Below are 15,293 nucleotides of genomic sequence, written 5' to 3'. Positions count from 1 at the left end.
GAGACGACCTAGCAACACCCCGCCGCGCTCCGGACAGCGCGCGGCGCTCCCCCGACCGACGACTCCCGGCACGAGCCGAGAAAGAAGCGCCACTGATGCAGACCGACACGACGCCGGGCGAACTCACCGACCGGGTACGGGCCATCTGGGCCGAGGTCCTCGGCCGCTCCGACTTCAGCGACAGCGAGAGCTTCTTCGAGACGGGCGGGCACTCCCTGCTCGCGTCCAAGGTCATGGCACGGCTCGGCCGTGCGGTCGGCACGCGGCTCTCCATGCAGCTGATCTTCGACCACCGGACGGTGGAGCAGCTGGCGGCCGCCGTCCAGGCCCAGCTGGCCGCGGGCGCAGCCGCGGCCGCCCCGGAGACGACGACGGCATGACCGCCGCGTGACCGCGGACCACCCCCCTCTTTCCTGGAGCCACCCCATGTCTCATCACGTCGTCACCAACGGCGAAGGCCAGCACTCGCTCTGGCCGCACGCCCTGGACGTGCCCTCCGGCTGGCGGGCCACCGGGTTCTCCGGGACCGAGGACGCGTGCCTCGGGCACATCGCGGAGATCTGGACCGACATGCGCCCCCGCTCCCTGCGCGAGCTGTCCGCGGCCGGACCGAACGTCCTGGCGACCGAGCGGTTCGTCCTGCGGGAGCTGACCGCCGACCAGGTCGCCGCTCTGCTGCGGGACGACGTGCCGGGCGACGACGCGGCCCCGGGCTACCCCACCGCGGGGTCGCGCGCCGCCGCCACCGCGTTCGGGAGGCGCACCGCGGACCAGCACCCCCGGGGGTTCGGCATGTACCAGGTCGTACGCTGCGCGGACGGCCGGGTGATCGGCGACATCGGCTTCCACGCCCCGCCGCACGAGGGCTCCGTCGAGGTGGGCTTCGGCCTCGTGGAATCCGGCCGCGGCGCCGGTTACGCGACCGGCGCGCTCCAGGAGCTGACCCGCTGGGCACTGGACCAGCCCGGTGTCACCACCGTCGTCGCGCGCAGCGCGAAGGACAACGCCGCCTCGCAGGCCGTGCTGGAGCGGGCCGGCTTCCACCGCCGCGCCGAAGAGGCGGACCTGTTCCACTACGCGTGCGTCCGGGGTGCCGCATGACGGTGGCCACCCGGGCGGGGGCCGTGCTCTCGCACCCCAAGGACATCCCGGCCTCCGCGACGATCCACGGCGGTTTCGCCGCCGCCGCGGCGCTGCGCCCCGACGCGGTCGCCCTGCGGTACGGGGACGGCCGGACGGTCGGCTACGGGGAACTGGACGCGGCCGCCGACCGGCTCGCCGCCGAGCTCCTGGAACGGGGCGTCGGCGAAGGCGACTTCGTACCGGTCCTGGTGCCGGACGGGCCGGTCCTGCCCGCCGTGCTCCTGGCGGTGCTCAAGACCGGTGCGGCCTACGTGGCGCTGCCGGTGGACTGGCCGGCCGGGCGGCTGCGGCAGATCGCCGACCGGTGCGGCGCCCGCGTCCAGGTCGTCGGGGACGGAGTGGAGACCGCCCCGGCCGGACCGTACAGCGTGCGCGTCCCGGCCGACGTCGCGGCCCTCGCGCCGGAGCGGACCGGGGCACTGGTCCCGGCCGCCGGCTCGGCCCACTCGCCGGCCTGCGTCTTCTTCACCTCCGGCTCCACCGGAGAGCCCAAGGGAGCCGTGTCACCGCACGCGGCGACCCTGCGCCTCTTCACGCCCGCCCCCTACTCCTGCGAGCCCGTCGCGCCCTTCGACGACTGCCCGGACCTGTTCCCCGGGCGGGGCCCGCTCGCGCACTTCGGCCCGCGCACCGTCGCACTGCGCACCTCCTCGGTCGCCTGGGACCTGGCCTCCATGGAGACGTGGGGGCCGCTGCTGAACGGCGGCTGCGTGGTCTACGGCCCTCCCGGTCCGCTCACCCCGGCCGCCGTCCGGGAAGCGGTGCAGGCCCACGGCGTCAACACGCTGCTCATGACGGCGTCGCTGTTCAACACCCTGGTGGACGAGGCCCCCGAGTGCTTCGACGGCATCACCCAGACCCTGTCCGGGGGCGAGCGCATGTCGACGGAACACGCCCGGAGGCTGCTGACGGCCCACCCGGGGATCCACCTGGTCAACGGCTACGGGCCGGTCGAGTGCACCATCCTGGCCACCACGGTCCGCGTCCACGACGCGGCCGCCCTCGAGGACGCCGTCGACGCGCCCATCGGCACGCCGCTGCCCGGCACCCTCGTGGCCGTGCTCCGCGAGGACGGCGCCGTCGCGGACCGGGGTGAGACCGGCGAGATCTGGCTGGGCGGCCCGGGACTCGTCAGCGGGTACCTCGGTGACCCGGCCCAGACGGCGGAACGTTTCGTCGAGTCGGTGCTCCCGGCGCGGAGCACCGGCCTGCCGGCCGACACCCACGTCCGGCTCTACCGGACCGGCGACCTCGGCGTGGTCGACGAGGACGGGGTGCTCTGGTACCGCGGCCGCGTGGACCGCCAGCTCAAGATCCGCGGAGTGCGCGTCGAGCCGACGGAGACCGAGGCCGCGCTGCGCCGCGAGCCGGGCGTGCACGACGCCGCCGTGGTTCCGCTGCGCGACGTGCGGGAGCGGCCCGTCGGGCTGGCCGCCTGGGTCACCGGCGAGCGGGAACTGGACGTCACGGGCGGGAACTGGACGTCACGGCGCTGCGGGAGCGGCTGGCCGAGCTGCTGCCCGGGCCGCTGGCGCCGCGCTGGATCGGCCGGCTCGACGCCTTCCCGCGCGGCGGCTCCGGCAAGACGGACTACGCGGAGCTGGAACGCCTCGCCGCCCGTCAGGTCACCGCGCCCAGCGGCTCCACGCCCGCGCGGGGCCCGGAGGAGGAGCTGGTGGCAGGCGTGTTCGCCGCCGTACTGGGCGCCCCGCGGGCCTGGGCGGACACCCACCTGATCCACTCCGGCGGCGATTCCCTGGCCGCCGTCCGGATCGCGCACCGGCTTACGCTCGCGGCCGGCCGGCGGGTCACCGCCGCCGACGTGCTGTCCTCGCCCCGGGTCTTCGAACTCGCGGCGCTCCTGCCCGAACTTCCCCCCGTGTCCGGCGCCGAGCCGGGCGCGGCCGCCGAGCCGGAGCTGTCCGCCGGACAGATCCGGATCTGGCTCACCGAGCAGCTCGCCCCGGGCTGCCCGCAGAACCTGGTCCAGCGCACCACCGCCCTTGACGGACCGCTCGACATCGAGGCGTTGCGCGCCGCCCTGGGCGACGTGGTCGACTGCCACCCGGTCCTGCGGACGGTCTACCTCGAGGACGAGGACGGCGTTCCGTTCCAGCGGATCCTGCCGCCCGGCGGCATCCCGCCGCTGGAGGAGATCCGCGTCCCGGCGGCGGAGCTGCCCGCCCGTGCCCGAGCGTTCGCCACCGCCCCGGTGGACCTCACCACGGGCCCCGTGCTGCGGCTCGGCGTGCTGCACGACCCGGAGGTGCCCGGACGGGCCACGGCGGTGCTGGCCGTGCACCACATCGCGGTGGACGGCTGGTCCCTCCCCGTCATCGTCGAGGACCTGCGCTCCGCCTACGAGGCGCGTTCGCGCGGGGAGGCCCCCGTCCTGCCGGCGGAGGCCGTGGGATACGCGGCCTGGCACGGCGCGGAGGCGGCCGCGGCCGACCCCGCCGAACGGGAGCGGCGGCTCAGGGCCTGGCGCGAGGAACTCGCGGGAGTCCAGGACGTACCGCCGACCGCGCCGCCCGCCACCGCAGGGTCCGCGGGCGGCGGGGAGGTCGGCGTCATCCCGGCGCCCGTCACGCCCGGAGCCGCAGCCGTGGTGCGCGACCTCGCCCGCTCGACGGAGGCGACCCCGGCCGTCGTGCTGCTCGCGGTGTTCGCCCAGGCGGTCTCCGACATCACCGGCGCGCGCCGGTTCTGCGTGGCCGTCCCGGTGGCGGGCAGGTCGGATCCCCGGCTCGAACGCACGGTGGGCTTCTGCGTGAACACCGTCCCCGTGCGCGTCGACACCGAGCCGGGTGCGGACCCGCTCCCGCTCGTGCCGGTGCTCCGGCGGCGCTTCCTGCGGGCGCTGCGCGACGAACTGCCGTTCAACGACGTCGTGGCGGCGGCCGGCGGGGACCGCGGCCACCGGATGCCGCTCGTACAGGTCTGCATGGCCTACCAGACGGACGCCGACGCCACCCTGACGCTGCCGCCGGCCCGCTCGCAGCCCGAGCCGACCCCGGCCGGCGACGGCGGCTTCGAGCTCACCTGGGAACTCCGGCCGCACCACCCCGCGGCCGCGGACGACGGGATCACGGGCACCGTGCAGTTCCGCACCGGGGCCTTCCCCGCCGCCACGGCCCGTTCGCTGCGGGAGCGGCTCGGCGCGCTGCTCGGCGCCCTTGACGTGCGCTGCTCGCGCCCTTGACGTCCCCGCGCCGTCTTCCTGTCCCACAGAAAGTGACACCACCCGATGAACCCCCCGAGTGAAGCCGTACCGAGCCCCGTGGGGGCGCGGGACCTCCCCCCGGACGCCTGGAACGACACGCTCCGCCCCTTCGACCGGGAGACCACCCTCCCCGCCCTGCTCGCGCGCACCGCGCGCCGGGTGCCCGGACGGCCGGCGCTCCTCGACGGTACGCGGACGCTGACCCACGCCGAAGTCGACAGGCGGGCCGAGCGGCTGGCCAACCACCTGCGCACGCTGGGCATCGGCCGGGGCTCCCACGTGGGCCTGCTGTCCACCCGGTCGGCGGAAGCGGTGATCAGCCTCCTCGCCGTGCTCAAGGCGGGCGCCACCTACATACCGCTGGACATCCGGTGGCCGGCCTCGCGGATCCGCTCGCTCCTCGTCAAGCTGGGCGTCGAGGCCCTGCTCACCTCCCGAGACCAGCTCCCCGCCGTCGGAGCGGTCCGCTGGGACGTCCCCAGCCTGCGGCACGTCGTCGTGCACGACCTGGCGACCGAGGACACCTGGGCGGACTCGTTCGACGAGGAAGCCGTCGGCGACCTCTGGAACTACGTGGCGGAACTGCCCGACCCGCTGCAGGCCGCGGGCTTCAACCTCGGCACCACCTCCGGGCACTTCTACACCGCCGACGAGGTCACGGCGTACCGGGACCACGTCGTACGGCTGGCCCGGGAGGCGCTGCCCACCGGGGGAGGCGCGGTCCTGGAGATCGGCTGCGGTTCGGGGCTGATCACGCAGGCCCTCGCGCCGCACGCCGCGCGGTACACCGCCGTCGACCCCGCCGCCTCCGCGGTGGCGGCCGTCCAGGACCGGGCGGCCGGGGCGGGGGTCGCGCTCACCGGCGCCACCGGGTTCGCCCACGAGGCCACGGACGCCCTCGACCACCCGGTGGACCTCGTACTGCTCGCCAGCACCGTGCAGTTCTTCCCCGACATGGACTACCTCGTGCGCGTCCTGGCCGACGTACTGGCGAAGCTGGCTCCGGGCGGGTCCGTCGTGCTCGCCGATCTCGTCGACCCGGAACTCGGGCGGCACACCGGCCTCAGCGTGCCGCGGTCGTTCTTCGCCGCGCTGGGCCGGGCCGTCCCCGGGGCCGAGGTCAGGGTGCTCGGGCGGGACGGGGAGGAGTGGCCCGCCGAACTGGCCGGCCGCTACGACGTGGTGATCACCGCCCGGGCGCGGATCCCGGAGGACAACGGGCTGCGCGCGCTGCGTTCCTGGACCGGCTGGCACGTCGACCGGCGCCCGGCCGCGCCGGTGCCGGACGGGCCGGCTCCGCAGGACGTCGCCTACGTCATCTTCACCTCCGGGTCCACGGGCGAGCCGAAGGGCGTCATGGTCGACCACCGGGCCGTGGTCAACCTGGTCGACTGGATCAACCGCGTCCACGAGGTGAGCGAAGCCGACCGGCTGCTGTTCGTCACCTCCTTCTGCTTCGACCTGTCGGTGTACGACATGTTCGGCGTGCTCGCGGCGGGCGGCTCCGTCCGGGTGGTGCCGGACGCGGCGCTGACGGAGCCCGACCTGCTGGTCGACCTGCTCGAACAGGAACCGGTCACGATCTGGGACTCCGCTCCCGCCGCGATGGCGCACGTGATGCCGTTCCTGGAATGCCGTGACCCGCGGGGACGCGAGGACCTGCGGCTCGTCATGCTCAGCGGTGACTGGATCCCGGTCACCCTGCCGGACGAGATCCGCGGCGAGTTCCCCGGAGCGCGCGTGCTGGCGCTGGGCGGCGCGACCGAGTGCACCGTCTGGTCCAACAGCTTCCCGGTCGCGGACGTGGACCCCTCCTGGCCGAGCGTCCCCTACGGGCGCCCGATGCAGAACGCCCGGTACTACGTGCTCGATGCCGGGATGCGGCCCTGCCCGGTCGGCGTCCCCGGTGACCTCTACATCGCCGGCACCTGCGTGGCCCTCGGCTACGCGGGGGCTCCCGGGCTGACGGCCGCACGGTTCCTGCCGGACCCGTTCGCCCCGGCCGGGACACCGGACGGGACGGAGGCCAGGATGTACCGCACCGGCGACCGGGCCCGCTGGCTGCCGGACGGGAACCTCGAATTCCTCGGCCGTCTCGACGACCAGGTGAAGATCCGCGGGTTCCGGGTCGAACTGGGCGAGGTACAGGCCGCGTTGACCCGCTGTCCCGGGGTCAGGGCCGCGGTGGTCCTCGCCCCGGAGACCGGGCACGGGCGGGAGCTGGCGGCCTTCTACGTCCCCGAGCCGACGGCGGACGGCGGCGCCGGCGCGGCACCGGCAGAGGTCCTGGCCGCCCTCGCGGCCCTGCTCCCCCCGTACATGGTCCCCGGCCGCCTCCAGGTCGTCGACTCCTTCCCGGTCGGCCCCACCGGCAAGATCGCCCGGGACCGGCTCCTCGCGGACGCGGCGGCGGGGAACGCGCGCACGGGCGTCCGGTGATCCGGGCCGCGACCCGGGCGGCAGCGACGGCGACGGCGACGGCCACGGCGGAACCCGCCGCGGGTCCCGCTCCCCACGTCTCCGTCTGGTCGGTGCGCGTGCCGCCCGCCCGTGAACTCGACGCCCTCGACCTGTCCGTGCTCGACGCGGAGGAACACCGCCGCATCGCGACGTTCCGGCACGAGGCCGACCGCGTCCGCTACGCCTTCGCCCACGTCGCCCTGCGGCGCGTCCTGGGCGCACGGCTCGACGTGGAGCCGTACGCGGTGCGGTTCGGCCGCGACCCCTGCCCGCTCTGCTCGGGGCCGCACGGGCGGCCCGTGCTGGACGGGCCCGCCGCACGGCCCCGGTTCTCCCTGTCCCACAGCGGCCGGCGCGTGCTCGTCGCCGTCGCCGAGCCGACGGTGGGCGTCGACGTGGAAGGCATCCCGAGCGGCACGACCGTCATGGACGTGGGACGCGCCCTGCACCCCGCGGAGCGCGCCGCGATCGCGGCGGTGCCGCTCGCCGGGCGGGCGGCCGCCTTCGCCCGGGTGTGGGCGCGCAAGGAGGCCTACCTCAAGGGCCTCGGCACCGGCCTCGGCCGGGACCTCGGCAAGGACGACACCGGGTCCCCCCTCGCGGGCTGGCGGCTCGTCGACCTGCCGGTGGACGACGAGCACGCGGCGGCCCTCGCGGTGCATTCGCCGCTGGCCCCGGCCGTCGACCTGCGCGATTCACTGCCGTAAGGCAATTCCTTCGCTTATTCTTTGGGGGATTCTGTATGTATTTCGACGAGGGGGAATTCGGCCTCCCGGGACTCCTGCTGATGGAGCTCGATTCCTGGCAGCAGTCGCCGCTGGCCGAAGAGTTTCCCTACGCCAATGTCGTGCGTTATGTCAGATCCGTCGGAAAGCACTTCCTCGCGACGCCCGTCGTCGAGGCGCTCGTCCGGGCCCGCGCCGCCGGGACCGGGGCCGCCGGCGACGACACGGCCCGCGACCACCTGCGACGCTTCCTCTCGGTGGTGCTGGACAAGCACGACGGCACCTACGACTACACGACCTACACGGCCCTCGACCTGCTGCGTCCGCGGCAGGCGCCGCCGCTCCAGGAATTCGAGGACGAGGTCGGCACGCGCATAGCGTTCCTGCTCTACGACGCCCTCGCATTCGAAAGCGGTGCGGCGCTGGGGCACCGTTCCCAGCTGCCGTGCATGCGGCCGTCCCCGGAAGTCGTGGAAAAAAGACTGCGACACGGGCTCCGTGTAGCAGTCGAAATGGATATGCTGAGCGGGAAGCCGCTGACCCCGAAGGTCTCCGGTCTGCAGGAGCGTTTCGACCAGCTCACCGAAGTGATCGAGACGGCGCCGTCCGGGATGGCCTCCAGGCTGGACCAGACCCTCATGCCGGTCTACGTCATCCACGACGAGTACCTCTTCATCCGGGTGCTCCAGTCGTTCGAGTCGATCTTCGAGTGCCTGGCCCGGCTGGCGTCGGAGGCGATCCGCAGGCTCGAGGCCCGGGACGCGGAGGAAGCCCTCCGGAGCCTCTCCGCGATCTCCCGGGTACTGAGCGGCGGACTCCCGCTGTTCTCCCTGCTCGCCACGATGCAGCGCGAGTCCTTCGAGTTCTTCAGGAAGTTCACCGAGGGTGCCAGCGCCATCCAGTCCGTCAACTACAAGACCTTCGAAGCCCTGTGCGGCACGCCCGCCCCCGAACGCGTCGAGTCGCCGGCCTTCCGGTCCGTCCCCCAGGTGCGCGGCCGCGTCCTGGAGAGCATGACCACCGTGCGCGGGGCCGCGGACGCGCTGATCGCGAGCCGCGCCCACGAACCGGACGTCGGGGCGCGCCTGGCCCGGGAGATGGCCCAGATCGAGGCCGTCCACCAGCGCTGGAAGCGCACCCACTACCGGCTTGCCGTCCGCATGATCGGCTCGGTCAGCGGCACGGGCTACACCGAGGGCACCCCCTACTTGAGATCCGTCATCGACAACAGGCTGTTCCGCCGAGCTGAGGAGACAACGCACTAATGGCACGACGCATCGAAGAAGGCCGGCCGGGCGAGGCCAAGGCGGTTCTCAACCCCAGCGAGCCCAACCCGCTCCTGCGTTTCGAGTACGACCGCGGCAGCAACTACGAGATGGACACCCGGATCACCCTCGCGATGGCCGCACTGGTCCCCGAGGACGAGCTCATCAACTCCGACCACCGGATGTTCCAGATCGTCCACCTGGTCAACGAGTACGTCTGGTGCTCCATGCACAACGAACTGGGCCGCGTGGCCGGGGCCCTGGACCACGACGACTTCGGCCTGGCCGCCCGGCTCATGGCCCGGACGAACTCACTGGCGGAACTGCCCGTCCAGTGCGTCCGCATCCTGATGGACCACCTTCCCCAGGCCAGCTTCCTGCGCATGCGCGACCACCTCCCGGCGAACACCAGCGGACTGGACTCCCCGGGCGGACGCAACCTGCGCCGGGTCTGCCGCGCGGTGTGGAAGTCGTTCGAAGCCGCCATGCAGCGCGGCGGCGTGACCTCCAAGGACCTGATCGAGGAGTTCGCCCGGGAGGGCGGCGAGGCACCCGCCGCGTGGCTGAGCGGGCTCTCGACGGTCCAGACCGGACTCCACGCGCTCGACTGCAAGCTCATGGAGTGGAACCAGCTCCACCTGCGACTGGTCCGCCAGCACCTGGGCGGTCACCCGGCGGCGCGCACCGAGCAGGCCCCCGCGGCCGCCGACGGCCCGACGAGCCTGCGCGGTGAACCCGTGAACGAGCTCGAGCGGCTGTCCGAGCGTTCCGTCTTCCCGCTCCTGTGGAAGAGCGTCGACGACGCCTACCGGCAGGCGACCCCGGACCGGACCCCGCAGATATGAGCAATGTCGTCACCGCCGGAGCCGAACAGCTCGACCTCTGGCTGGCCGCGAGCCAGGAACCGGAATCCTCCCGCTACAACGTCCCCGTCTGCCTGCGCTTCCAGGGCAGGATCGACGAGGCGGCCCTGCGCGCGGCGCTCGCGCGGCTGCACGAGCGCCACCCGGCCCTGCGTTCGTCGTTCCGGACGGACGACGACGGCACGGTGCGCCAGATCGTCGCCGAGCACGTCGAACCGTCCCTCAGGACCGTGCGGTCCGGCCGGGACCTCGACGACGGGGGCAGGGCGGCCTGGGCCGAGCAGGCCGGGCTGCGGCCCCTCGACATGACCACCCCGGGCCTCCTGCGGTCCGACCTCCTGGTCGAACCCGCCGGTGCCGTGCTGGTCATGACGGGCCACCACATCGTGCTCGACGCCGCCTCCGTCGACGTCCTCGTGGACGACCTCTGCTCGTTCTACGAGCAGGCGACCGGAGCGCGGCCGCACGAGACGGGGGAGAGCGCGCAGGACGAGGACGAGGACGAGGAGCCGTACGGGCGGGCCGCGGAAGACCTGGCCCACTGGCTCACGGTCCTCCACGAGTCCTCCGAGACGCTGGAGCCCCTGCCCGACCTGGTGCGCGGCGTGCGGCCCTCGGCCGCCGGATGCGAGGAGGCGTCGGTCACCGGCGCGTCGCTGTCGGCCCTCCGGGCGCACTTCGAGACCGCCCTGGTCTCCCCGGCGATCGGGGTCCTCGCGGCGTGGACCGCCGTCCTCCACCAGTGGAGCGGACAGTCCGAAGGCCTGCTGGGCATCCCGTTCAGCGGGCGGACCGGCTCCGGCCGTGACGACACCGTCGGCCTCGTCGCACGCGTGCTCCCCGTGCGGTCGTCCTTCGCCCCGCGGACCCCGTGGAGCGAGCATCTGGCGGCGGTCCGCGCCCAGGTGATCGAGTCCTTCGAGCACTCGGGCGTCGACACCGGCGCCCTGCGCGCGGAACTCGCCGCGCAGGGCCGGCGCTACCCTGCCTTCCGGGCCACCTACACGCACCGCACCGAGCCCGGCGTCAGGCTGCTCTCCTGCGGTACCACCGTCACCCGCGCGGACGTGCGGCTGGGCGCCGTCAAGCACGACGTGGCGCTGATGGCGGTCGAGGGCGACGGCGGCCTCACCCTGAAGCTGGACTACGACGCCGGCATCCTGCGGCCCTCGACTGCCCGGGCGATGCTCGACCAGGTCGTCGGCCTCCTGCTCGCCGCCGCGGCCGGCCCCTCGTCGCACCTGGGCACCCTCCTGCTGGCAGCCGACGCGGCAGCCGCGCCCTCGGCGGACCCCGGGCCCGGGACCCCGCACCCGACGGCGACACCGCCGCAGATGGTCCTCGACGCCGCGCGGCGCGACCCCGACCGCATCGCGGTGGTCCACGGCGCGCAGTCGCTCACCTACGGGGAACTGGTCGCGGCCTCCTCCCGGGTCGCCCGGTGGCTCCTGCGGGACGACCCGCGCGCCACCGGCCGCCCGCAGGACTCCGAGGAGATCGTGGCGGTCCTGCTCGGCGAGGGCGTCGACGCCGTCGTCGCCTTCCTCGGCATCGCCCTCGCGGGCAAGGCGTACCTGCCGCTGGAGCCCGGGTACCCCGACGAGAAGCTCGCGACGATCCTCCGCGACTCCGGCGTCCGCCGGGTGCTCACCTCGCCCGACGGCGTGGAGCGCGTCGCCCGCCTCGGCCACCCCGCGCACTCCGTCACCGACGTGCGCGAGGCCGCCGCCGGCCTGCCAGGCGACCCGCCCGGCGTCGCACTCCACCCCGACATGCTCCTCAACGTGCTGTACACCTCCGGATCGACCGGACGGCCCAAGGGCGTGATGCTCTCGCACCTGGGCGTCTCCCGGCTGATGCGCGGCGACGGCTACGTCCGCCTCGAAGCGGACGACCGGATCGCCCACCTGTCCCCGTTGAACTTCGACGGCGCGACCTACGAGATCTGGGGGGCGCTGACCCACGGCGCACGCCTGGTGATCCTCGACCGGGAGCTGGCGCTCGCACCCGCGGCGCTGCGCGACGCCGTGGCGGACCACGGCGTCACGATGCTCATGGTCACCACCCCCCTGTTCCACAACCTCGTCACCGAGGCCCCCGACCTCTTCCAGCACCTGCGGGTCATGGTCTTCGGCGGTGACACGGCCGCCATACCGCAGGTGGCGCGCGCCGTGAAGTGGTGCGGCCCCGGTGTGCTGCTGCACGGGTACGGACCGACCGAGAACTCCTTCACCTCGATGTTCACCAAGGTCGACGCGGTCGAGGAGGGGAGCCGCACCCTCTCGATCGGCCGCTGCGTCCCGGGGACGGAGGCGTACGTCGTCCACGAGGGGACCTTCGACCTCGCTCCCGTCGGCTGCCCCGGCGAACTGCTGCTCGGCGGCGTCGGCCTGGCCCGCGGCTATCTCGGCGACCCGCGCCGGACCGCCGAGGTCTTCGTGCCGGACCCCTTCGGGGGGCGGCCCGGCGGCCGTCTGTACCGGACGGGCGACCGGGTCCGCCGACTGCCCGGCGGTGAGATCGAGTTCGTCGGGCGCATGGACGACCAGGTGAAGATCCGCAGCCAGCGCATCGAACTCGGCGAGATCCGCTCGGCCCTGCTCGCCGACCCCGCGGTCCATGCCTGCCACGTCACGACCTGGCGCAACCCGCGCGGGGAGAAGGAGATCGCCGCCTACCTGGTGATGCGGCCGGGCTGCGGCTGGCAGGACGTGCGGTCCCGGGCCGGCGCGGTCCTCCCGGAGTTCGCCGTGCCGACCGCCTGGGCGGAACTGGACGAACTCCCGCTCAACGCCAACGGCAAGGTCGACTGGCGCCGGCTGCCCGCCCCGGAGCGCCGCTCCGCGGCCCGCCCGGCCGCCGCCACCGCCCGCCCGGCGCCCGCGGGGCACGGTCTCGACGCCGTCCGGAACGCGTGGAGCGAGGTCCTCGGCGAGGTCCCCACCGACGACGACGTCAACTTCTTCGAAGCGGGCGGCCATTCGCTCCTGCTGGTGCGCCTCCAGGCCATGCTGAAGCGGCACGCCGGTCTGGAGCTGGGCGTCGCCGAACTGCTCAGGTACACCACCGTCCGCGCCCAGGCGGCACGGCTGGGCACCCCCGACGCCCTCGCCCCGGCCGCCCCGGCCGCCGTCACCGCCGGCGCCGGCGAGCCGATCGCCATCATCGGCGTCGCCGCACGCTTCGCCCAGGCGCCGGACGTGTACGCCTTCTGGGACAACCTGCGCGACGCCCGGGACTGCGTCGCCGGCGCGGACGCGCCCGCGGTCGACCTCGGCGACGGGCGGCTGCGCATAGACCGCTGGGGCCTGCTCGACGGGGCCCGCGCGTTCGACGCCGAGCTGCTGGGGATGTCCCCGGACGAGGCGCGGGCGACCGACCCGCAACACGGCCTGCTCCACGAATGCCTCTGGTCGGCCATGGAGAACGCCGCGGTCACCCCGGACCGGCTGCGGGGGCGCACCAGCCTCTACGCGGGCTGCGCGGAGACCGGGGCCCAGACGACGGACGGCGAGGGCTCCCTCGCCGAGGACCTCTCCCGGGCCTTCACCTCCAGGCCCTCCTTCGCCGCCACCCGCTACTCCTACCGCCACGACTTCCAGGGCGAGAGCGTCATGGTCGACACGGCCTGCTCGACCTCCCTCGTGGCGGTCCACATGGCCTGCGCGAGCCTGCGCTCGGGCGCCAGCGACTACGCCTTCGCCGGCGGGGTGTCGATCCTCGATCCGGAGCACGGCGGCTACGTCTACGAGCCCGGCATGATCTACGCCACGGACGGTGTCTGCCGGCCCTTCGACGTCCGCGCCACCGGAACGGTGGGCGGGGACGGAGCCGGCGTGGTCCTGCTCCGCAGGCTCTCCGACGCGCTCCGCGACGGGGACCCGGTCCACGCCGTGATCGTCGGCTCGGCCGTCAACAACGACGGCAGCCGCAAGGCCGGTTACACCGCGCCCGGGGCCGACGGCCAGGTGGCCGTGGTCCGCGGCGCGCTGCGGGTCGCGGGCCGTGAGGCGGACGACCTCGGCTTCGTCGAGACCCACGGCACGGGCACCCGGCTGGGGGACGCGGTGGAGGCGACGGCGCTCGGCGAGGTCGTCGGGGAGCGGGCCGCTCCGCTGCCCGTCAGCTCGGTGAAGTCCGCGATCGGCCACTGCAACACGGCGGCCGGCGTCGCCGGCCTGCTCACCGCGGTCTACGCGCTGCGGGAGCAGGTTCTCCCGGGCACGGTCAACTCCGCACAGCCCATCGAGGAGCTCACGGACCGCAGCCTTCGGCTGCTGACCGCTGACGAGCCGTGGCCGGCCGGGGACACACCGCGGCTCGCCGGGGTGAGCTCGTTCGGAATCGGCGGCACCAATGCCTGCGTGCTCGTGGAGGAATTCACCGAGCCGACTGGGGGGACCCATCAGTGACTGCAGAGAACAGGGTGGAACCACCCTTCATCCTTCCCGTCTCCGCGCGGGGCGCGGCCGCCCTCGCCCGCACCTCGACCGCCCTCGGCGGCTTCCTCGACGACCGGTGGGACACCGGCCTGCGGGACGTGGCGCACACGCTGGTCCACGGCCGGGAGCGGTTCGAGCACCGCCTCGCCGTCCTCGCCGGCGACACGGAGACCGCGGCGGCCCTGCTCCGGCACCCGGGGGACCCCTCGGCGGGCGTCCGTACGGGCGTGGCCGCCGCGGGCGGGTGCCGCACGGTCTTCGCCTTCACCGGCCAGGGCGGCCAGTACACCGGCATGGCGGCGGGCGCGTACACCGCGTACCCCGAGTTCCGGGAGTGGATCGACCGGGCCCACGCGCTGCTGGAAGGCGTGCTGCCGTACCCGCTGCGGGACTGCCTCTTCGACCCGGACATGGCGGACCGGCTGGCCCGGACGGACATCGCGGCGCCCGCGCTGCTCGCCGTCCAGTTCGGGCTGGTGCGCGTGCTCGCGCGGTACGGGATCCGTCCCGACGCCGTACTGGGGCACAGCGTGGGCGAGTTCGCCGCCGCGGCCGTCGCGGGAGCGGTGTCCGAGGAGGACGCCCTTCTGCTGGTGGCGGAGCGCGGCCGGCTGATGGTCGAGAGGACCGAGCCCGGCACCATGCTGTCGGTCCGGTGCCGCCCGGGCTCCGCCTGGGACGCCGCCGGGGTGGCCCGGCTGGTCGCCGACGAGCCCCTGGCGGCGGTCGCCGCCGTCAACAGCCCCCGTGACCTGGTGCTGAGCGGAGACAGCCGGGTCCTGGAGCGGATCGGGGAACTGCTGGGCGGCGAGGGCCTGCGCACGCGCCGGCTGTCGGTCTCGCACGCCTTCCACTCCCCGCTCCTGAGCCCGATGGCGGACGAGTTCCAGCGGGCCGCCGAAGCGGTCGCCTGGTCGGCGCCCGCCTCCGCCGAGTGGTTCGGCTGCGCCGCCGGGCCGGTGGACGCGGCACCCGACGCCGCGTACTGGCGGGATCACCTGCTGCGGCCGGTGGAGTTCTGGGACGCGCTGTCCCGGGTGTGCGCCGGAGCGACCCCGACCGTCCTGGTCGAGATCGGCCCCCACCCCACCCTCCTCCAGCTCGCCGGACAGCTGGCCGACCCGCCGGGCCTGGTGCAGACGCTCGACCGCGAGCGTGACGCGGCCCTCGCC

At 74.4% G+C, this 15,293-nt stretch carries 10 protein-coding genes; all 10 read left to right on the top strand.

Features of this window, described 5'->3' with window-relative positions:
- Positions 1 to 95 precede the first annotated feature (95 nt).
- Positions 96 to 380 (top strand): phosphopantetheine-binding protein, encoded by a 285-nt coding sequence (locus VR44_RS16440; RefSeq protein ID WP_045948248.1) that lies wholly within the window; start codon positions 96 to 98, stop codon positions 378 to 380.
- Positions 381 to 426: 46 nt separating this feature from the next.
- Entirely contained in the window at positions 427 to 1,101 is a 675-nt protein-coding gene (locus tag VR44_RS16435) for a GNAT family N-acetyltransferase (protein ID WP_052713643.1), read from the top strand.
- Positions 1,098 to 2,879 (top strand): AMP-binding protein, encoded by a 1,782-nt coding sequence (locus VR44_RS16430; RefSeq protein ID WP_045948247.1) that lies wholly within the window; start codon positions 1,098 to 1,100, stop codon positions 2,877 to 2,879. Before VR44_RS16435 ends, VR44_RS16430 begins: the two co-directional genes overlap by 4 nt.
- The gene (locus VR44_RS16425; RefSeq protein ID WP_107072523.1) at positions 2,819 to 4,345 is read left to right on the top strand and encodes a condensation domain-containing protein; all 1,527 of its coding nucleotides are present in this window, start codon (positions 2,819 to 2,821) and stop codon (positions 4,343 to 4,345) included. Before VR44_RS16430 ends, VR44_RS16425 begins: the two co-directional genes overlap by 61 nt.
- Positions 4,346 to 4,390: 45 nt before the next feature.
- Positions 4,391 to 6,805 (top strand): amino acid adenylation domain-containing protein, encoded by a 2,415-nt coding sequence (locus VR44_RS43950; protein WP_107072522.1) that lies wholly within the window; start codon positions 4,391 to 4,393, stop codon positions 6,803 to 6,805.
- Complete coding sequence (locus tag VR44_RS16415) at positions 6,802 to 7,533, top strand: 4'-phosphopantetheinyl transferase family protein (protein ID WP_052713642.1); 732 nt, start codon at positions 6,802 to 6,804, stop codon at positions 7,531 to 7,533. Before VR44_RS43950 ends, VR44_RS16415 begins: the two co-directional genes overlap by 4 nt.
- Before the next feature lie 35 nt (positions 7,534 to 7,568).
- Positions 7,569 to 8,816: a tryptophan 2,3-dioxygenase gene (locus VR44_RS16410; RefSeq protein WP_052713641.1), complete on the top strand. Its 1,248-nt coding sequence runs from the start codon at positions 7,569 to 7,571 to the stop codon at positions 8,814 to 8,816.
- A complete protein-coding gene (locus VR44_RS16405; protein WP_045948244.1) occupies positions 8,816 to 9,661 on the top strand; it encodes a hypothetical protein in 846 nt (281 codons plus the stop codon). Before VR44_RS16410 ends, VR44_RS16405 begins: the two co-directional genes overlap by 1 nt.
- Positions 9,658 to 14,091, top strand: a complete 4,434-nt coding sequence (locus VR44_RS41260; protein WP_052713640.1) for a non-ribosomal peptide synthetase — start codon at positions 9,658 to 9,660, stop codon at positions 14,089 to 14,091. The genes VR44_RS16405 and VR44_RS41260 overlap by 4 nt, the downstream gene beginning before the upstream one ends.
- On the top strand, positions 14,088 to 15,293 hold a 1,206-nt coding region (locus VR44_RS41255; protein WP_157880323.1), incomplete at its 3' end, for an acyltransferase domain-containing protein. The genes VR44_RS41260 and VR44_RS41255, both read left to right, overlap by 4 nt.

It is taken from the genome of Streptomyces katrae (assembly GCF_000966975.1).
Classification (GTDB): domain Bacteria; phylum Actinomycetota; class Actinomycetes; order Streptomycetales; family Streptomycetaceae; genus Streptomyces; species Streptomyces katrae.
The sequence above is the reverse complement of the archived record's forward strand: the minus strand, read 5'-3'. Positions and strand labels throughout refer to the sequence as shown.

Coding starts and splice junctions, on each gene's coding strand:
- VR44_RS16405 (WP_045948244.1), top strand. CDS start 8,816: ATGGCACGACGCATCGAAGAAGGCCGGCCGGGCGAGGCCAAGGCGGTT.
- VR44_RS43950 (WP_107072522.1), top strand. CDS start 4,391: ATGAACCCCCCGAGTGAAGCCGTACCGAGCCCCGTGGGGGCGCGGGAC.
- VR44_RS16435 (WP_052713643.1), top strand. CDS start 427: ATGTCTCATCACGTCGTCACCAACGGCGAAGGCCAGCACTCGCTCTGG.
- VR44_RS16430 (WP_045948247.1), top strand. CDS start 1,098: ATGACGGTGGCCACCCGGGCGGGGGCCGTGCTCTCGCACCCCAAGGAC.
- VR44_RS16410 (WP_052713641.1), top strand. CDS start 7,569: ATGTATTTCGACGAGGGGGAATTCGGCCTCCCGGGACTCCTGCTGATG.
- VR44_RS41260 (WP_052713640.1), top strand. CDS start 9,658: ATGAGCAATGTCGTCACCGCCGGAGCCGAACAGCTCGACCTCTGGCTG.
- VR44_RS16440 (WP_045948248.1), top strand. CDS start 96: ATGCAGACCGACACGACGCCGGGCGAACTCACCGACCGGGTACGGGCC.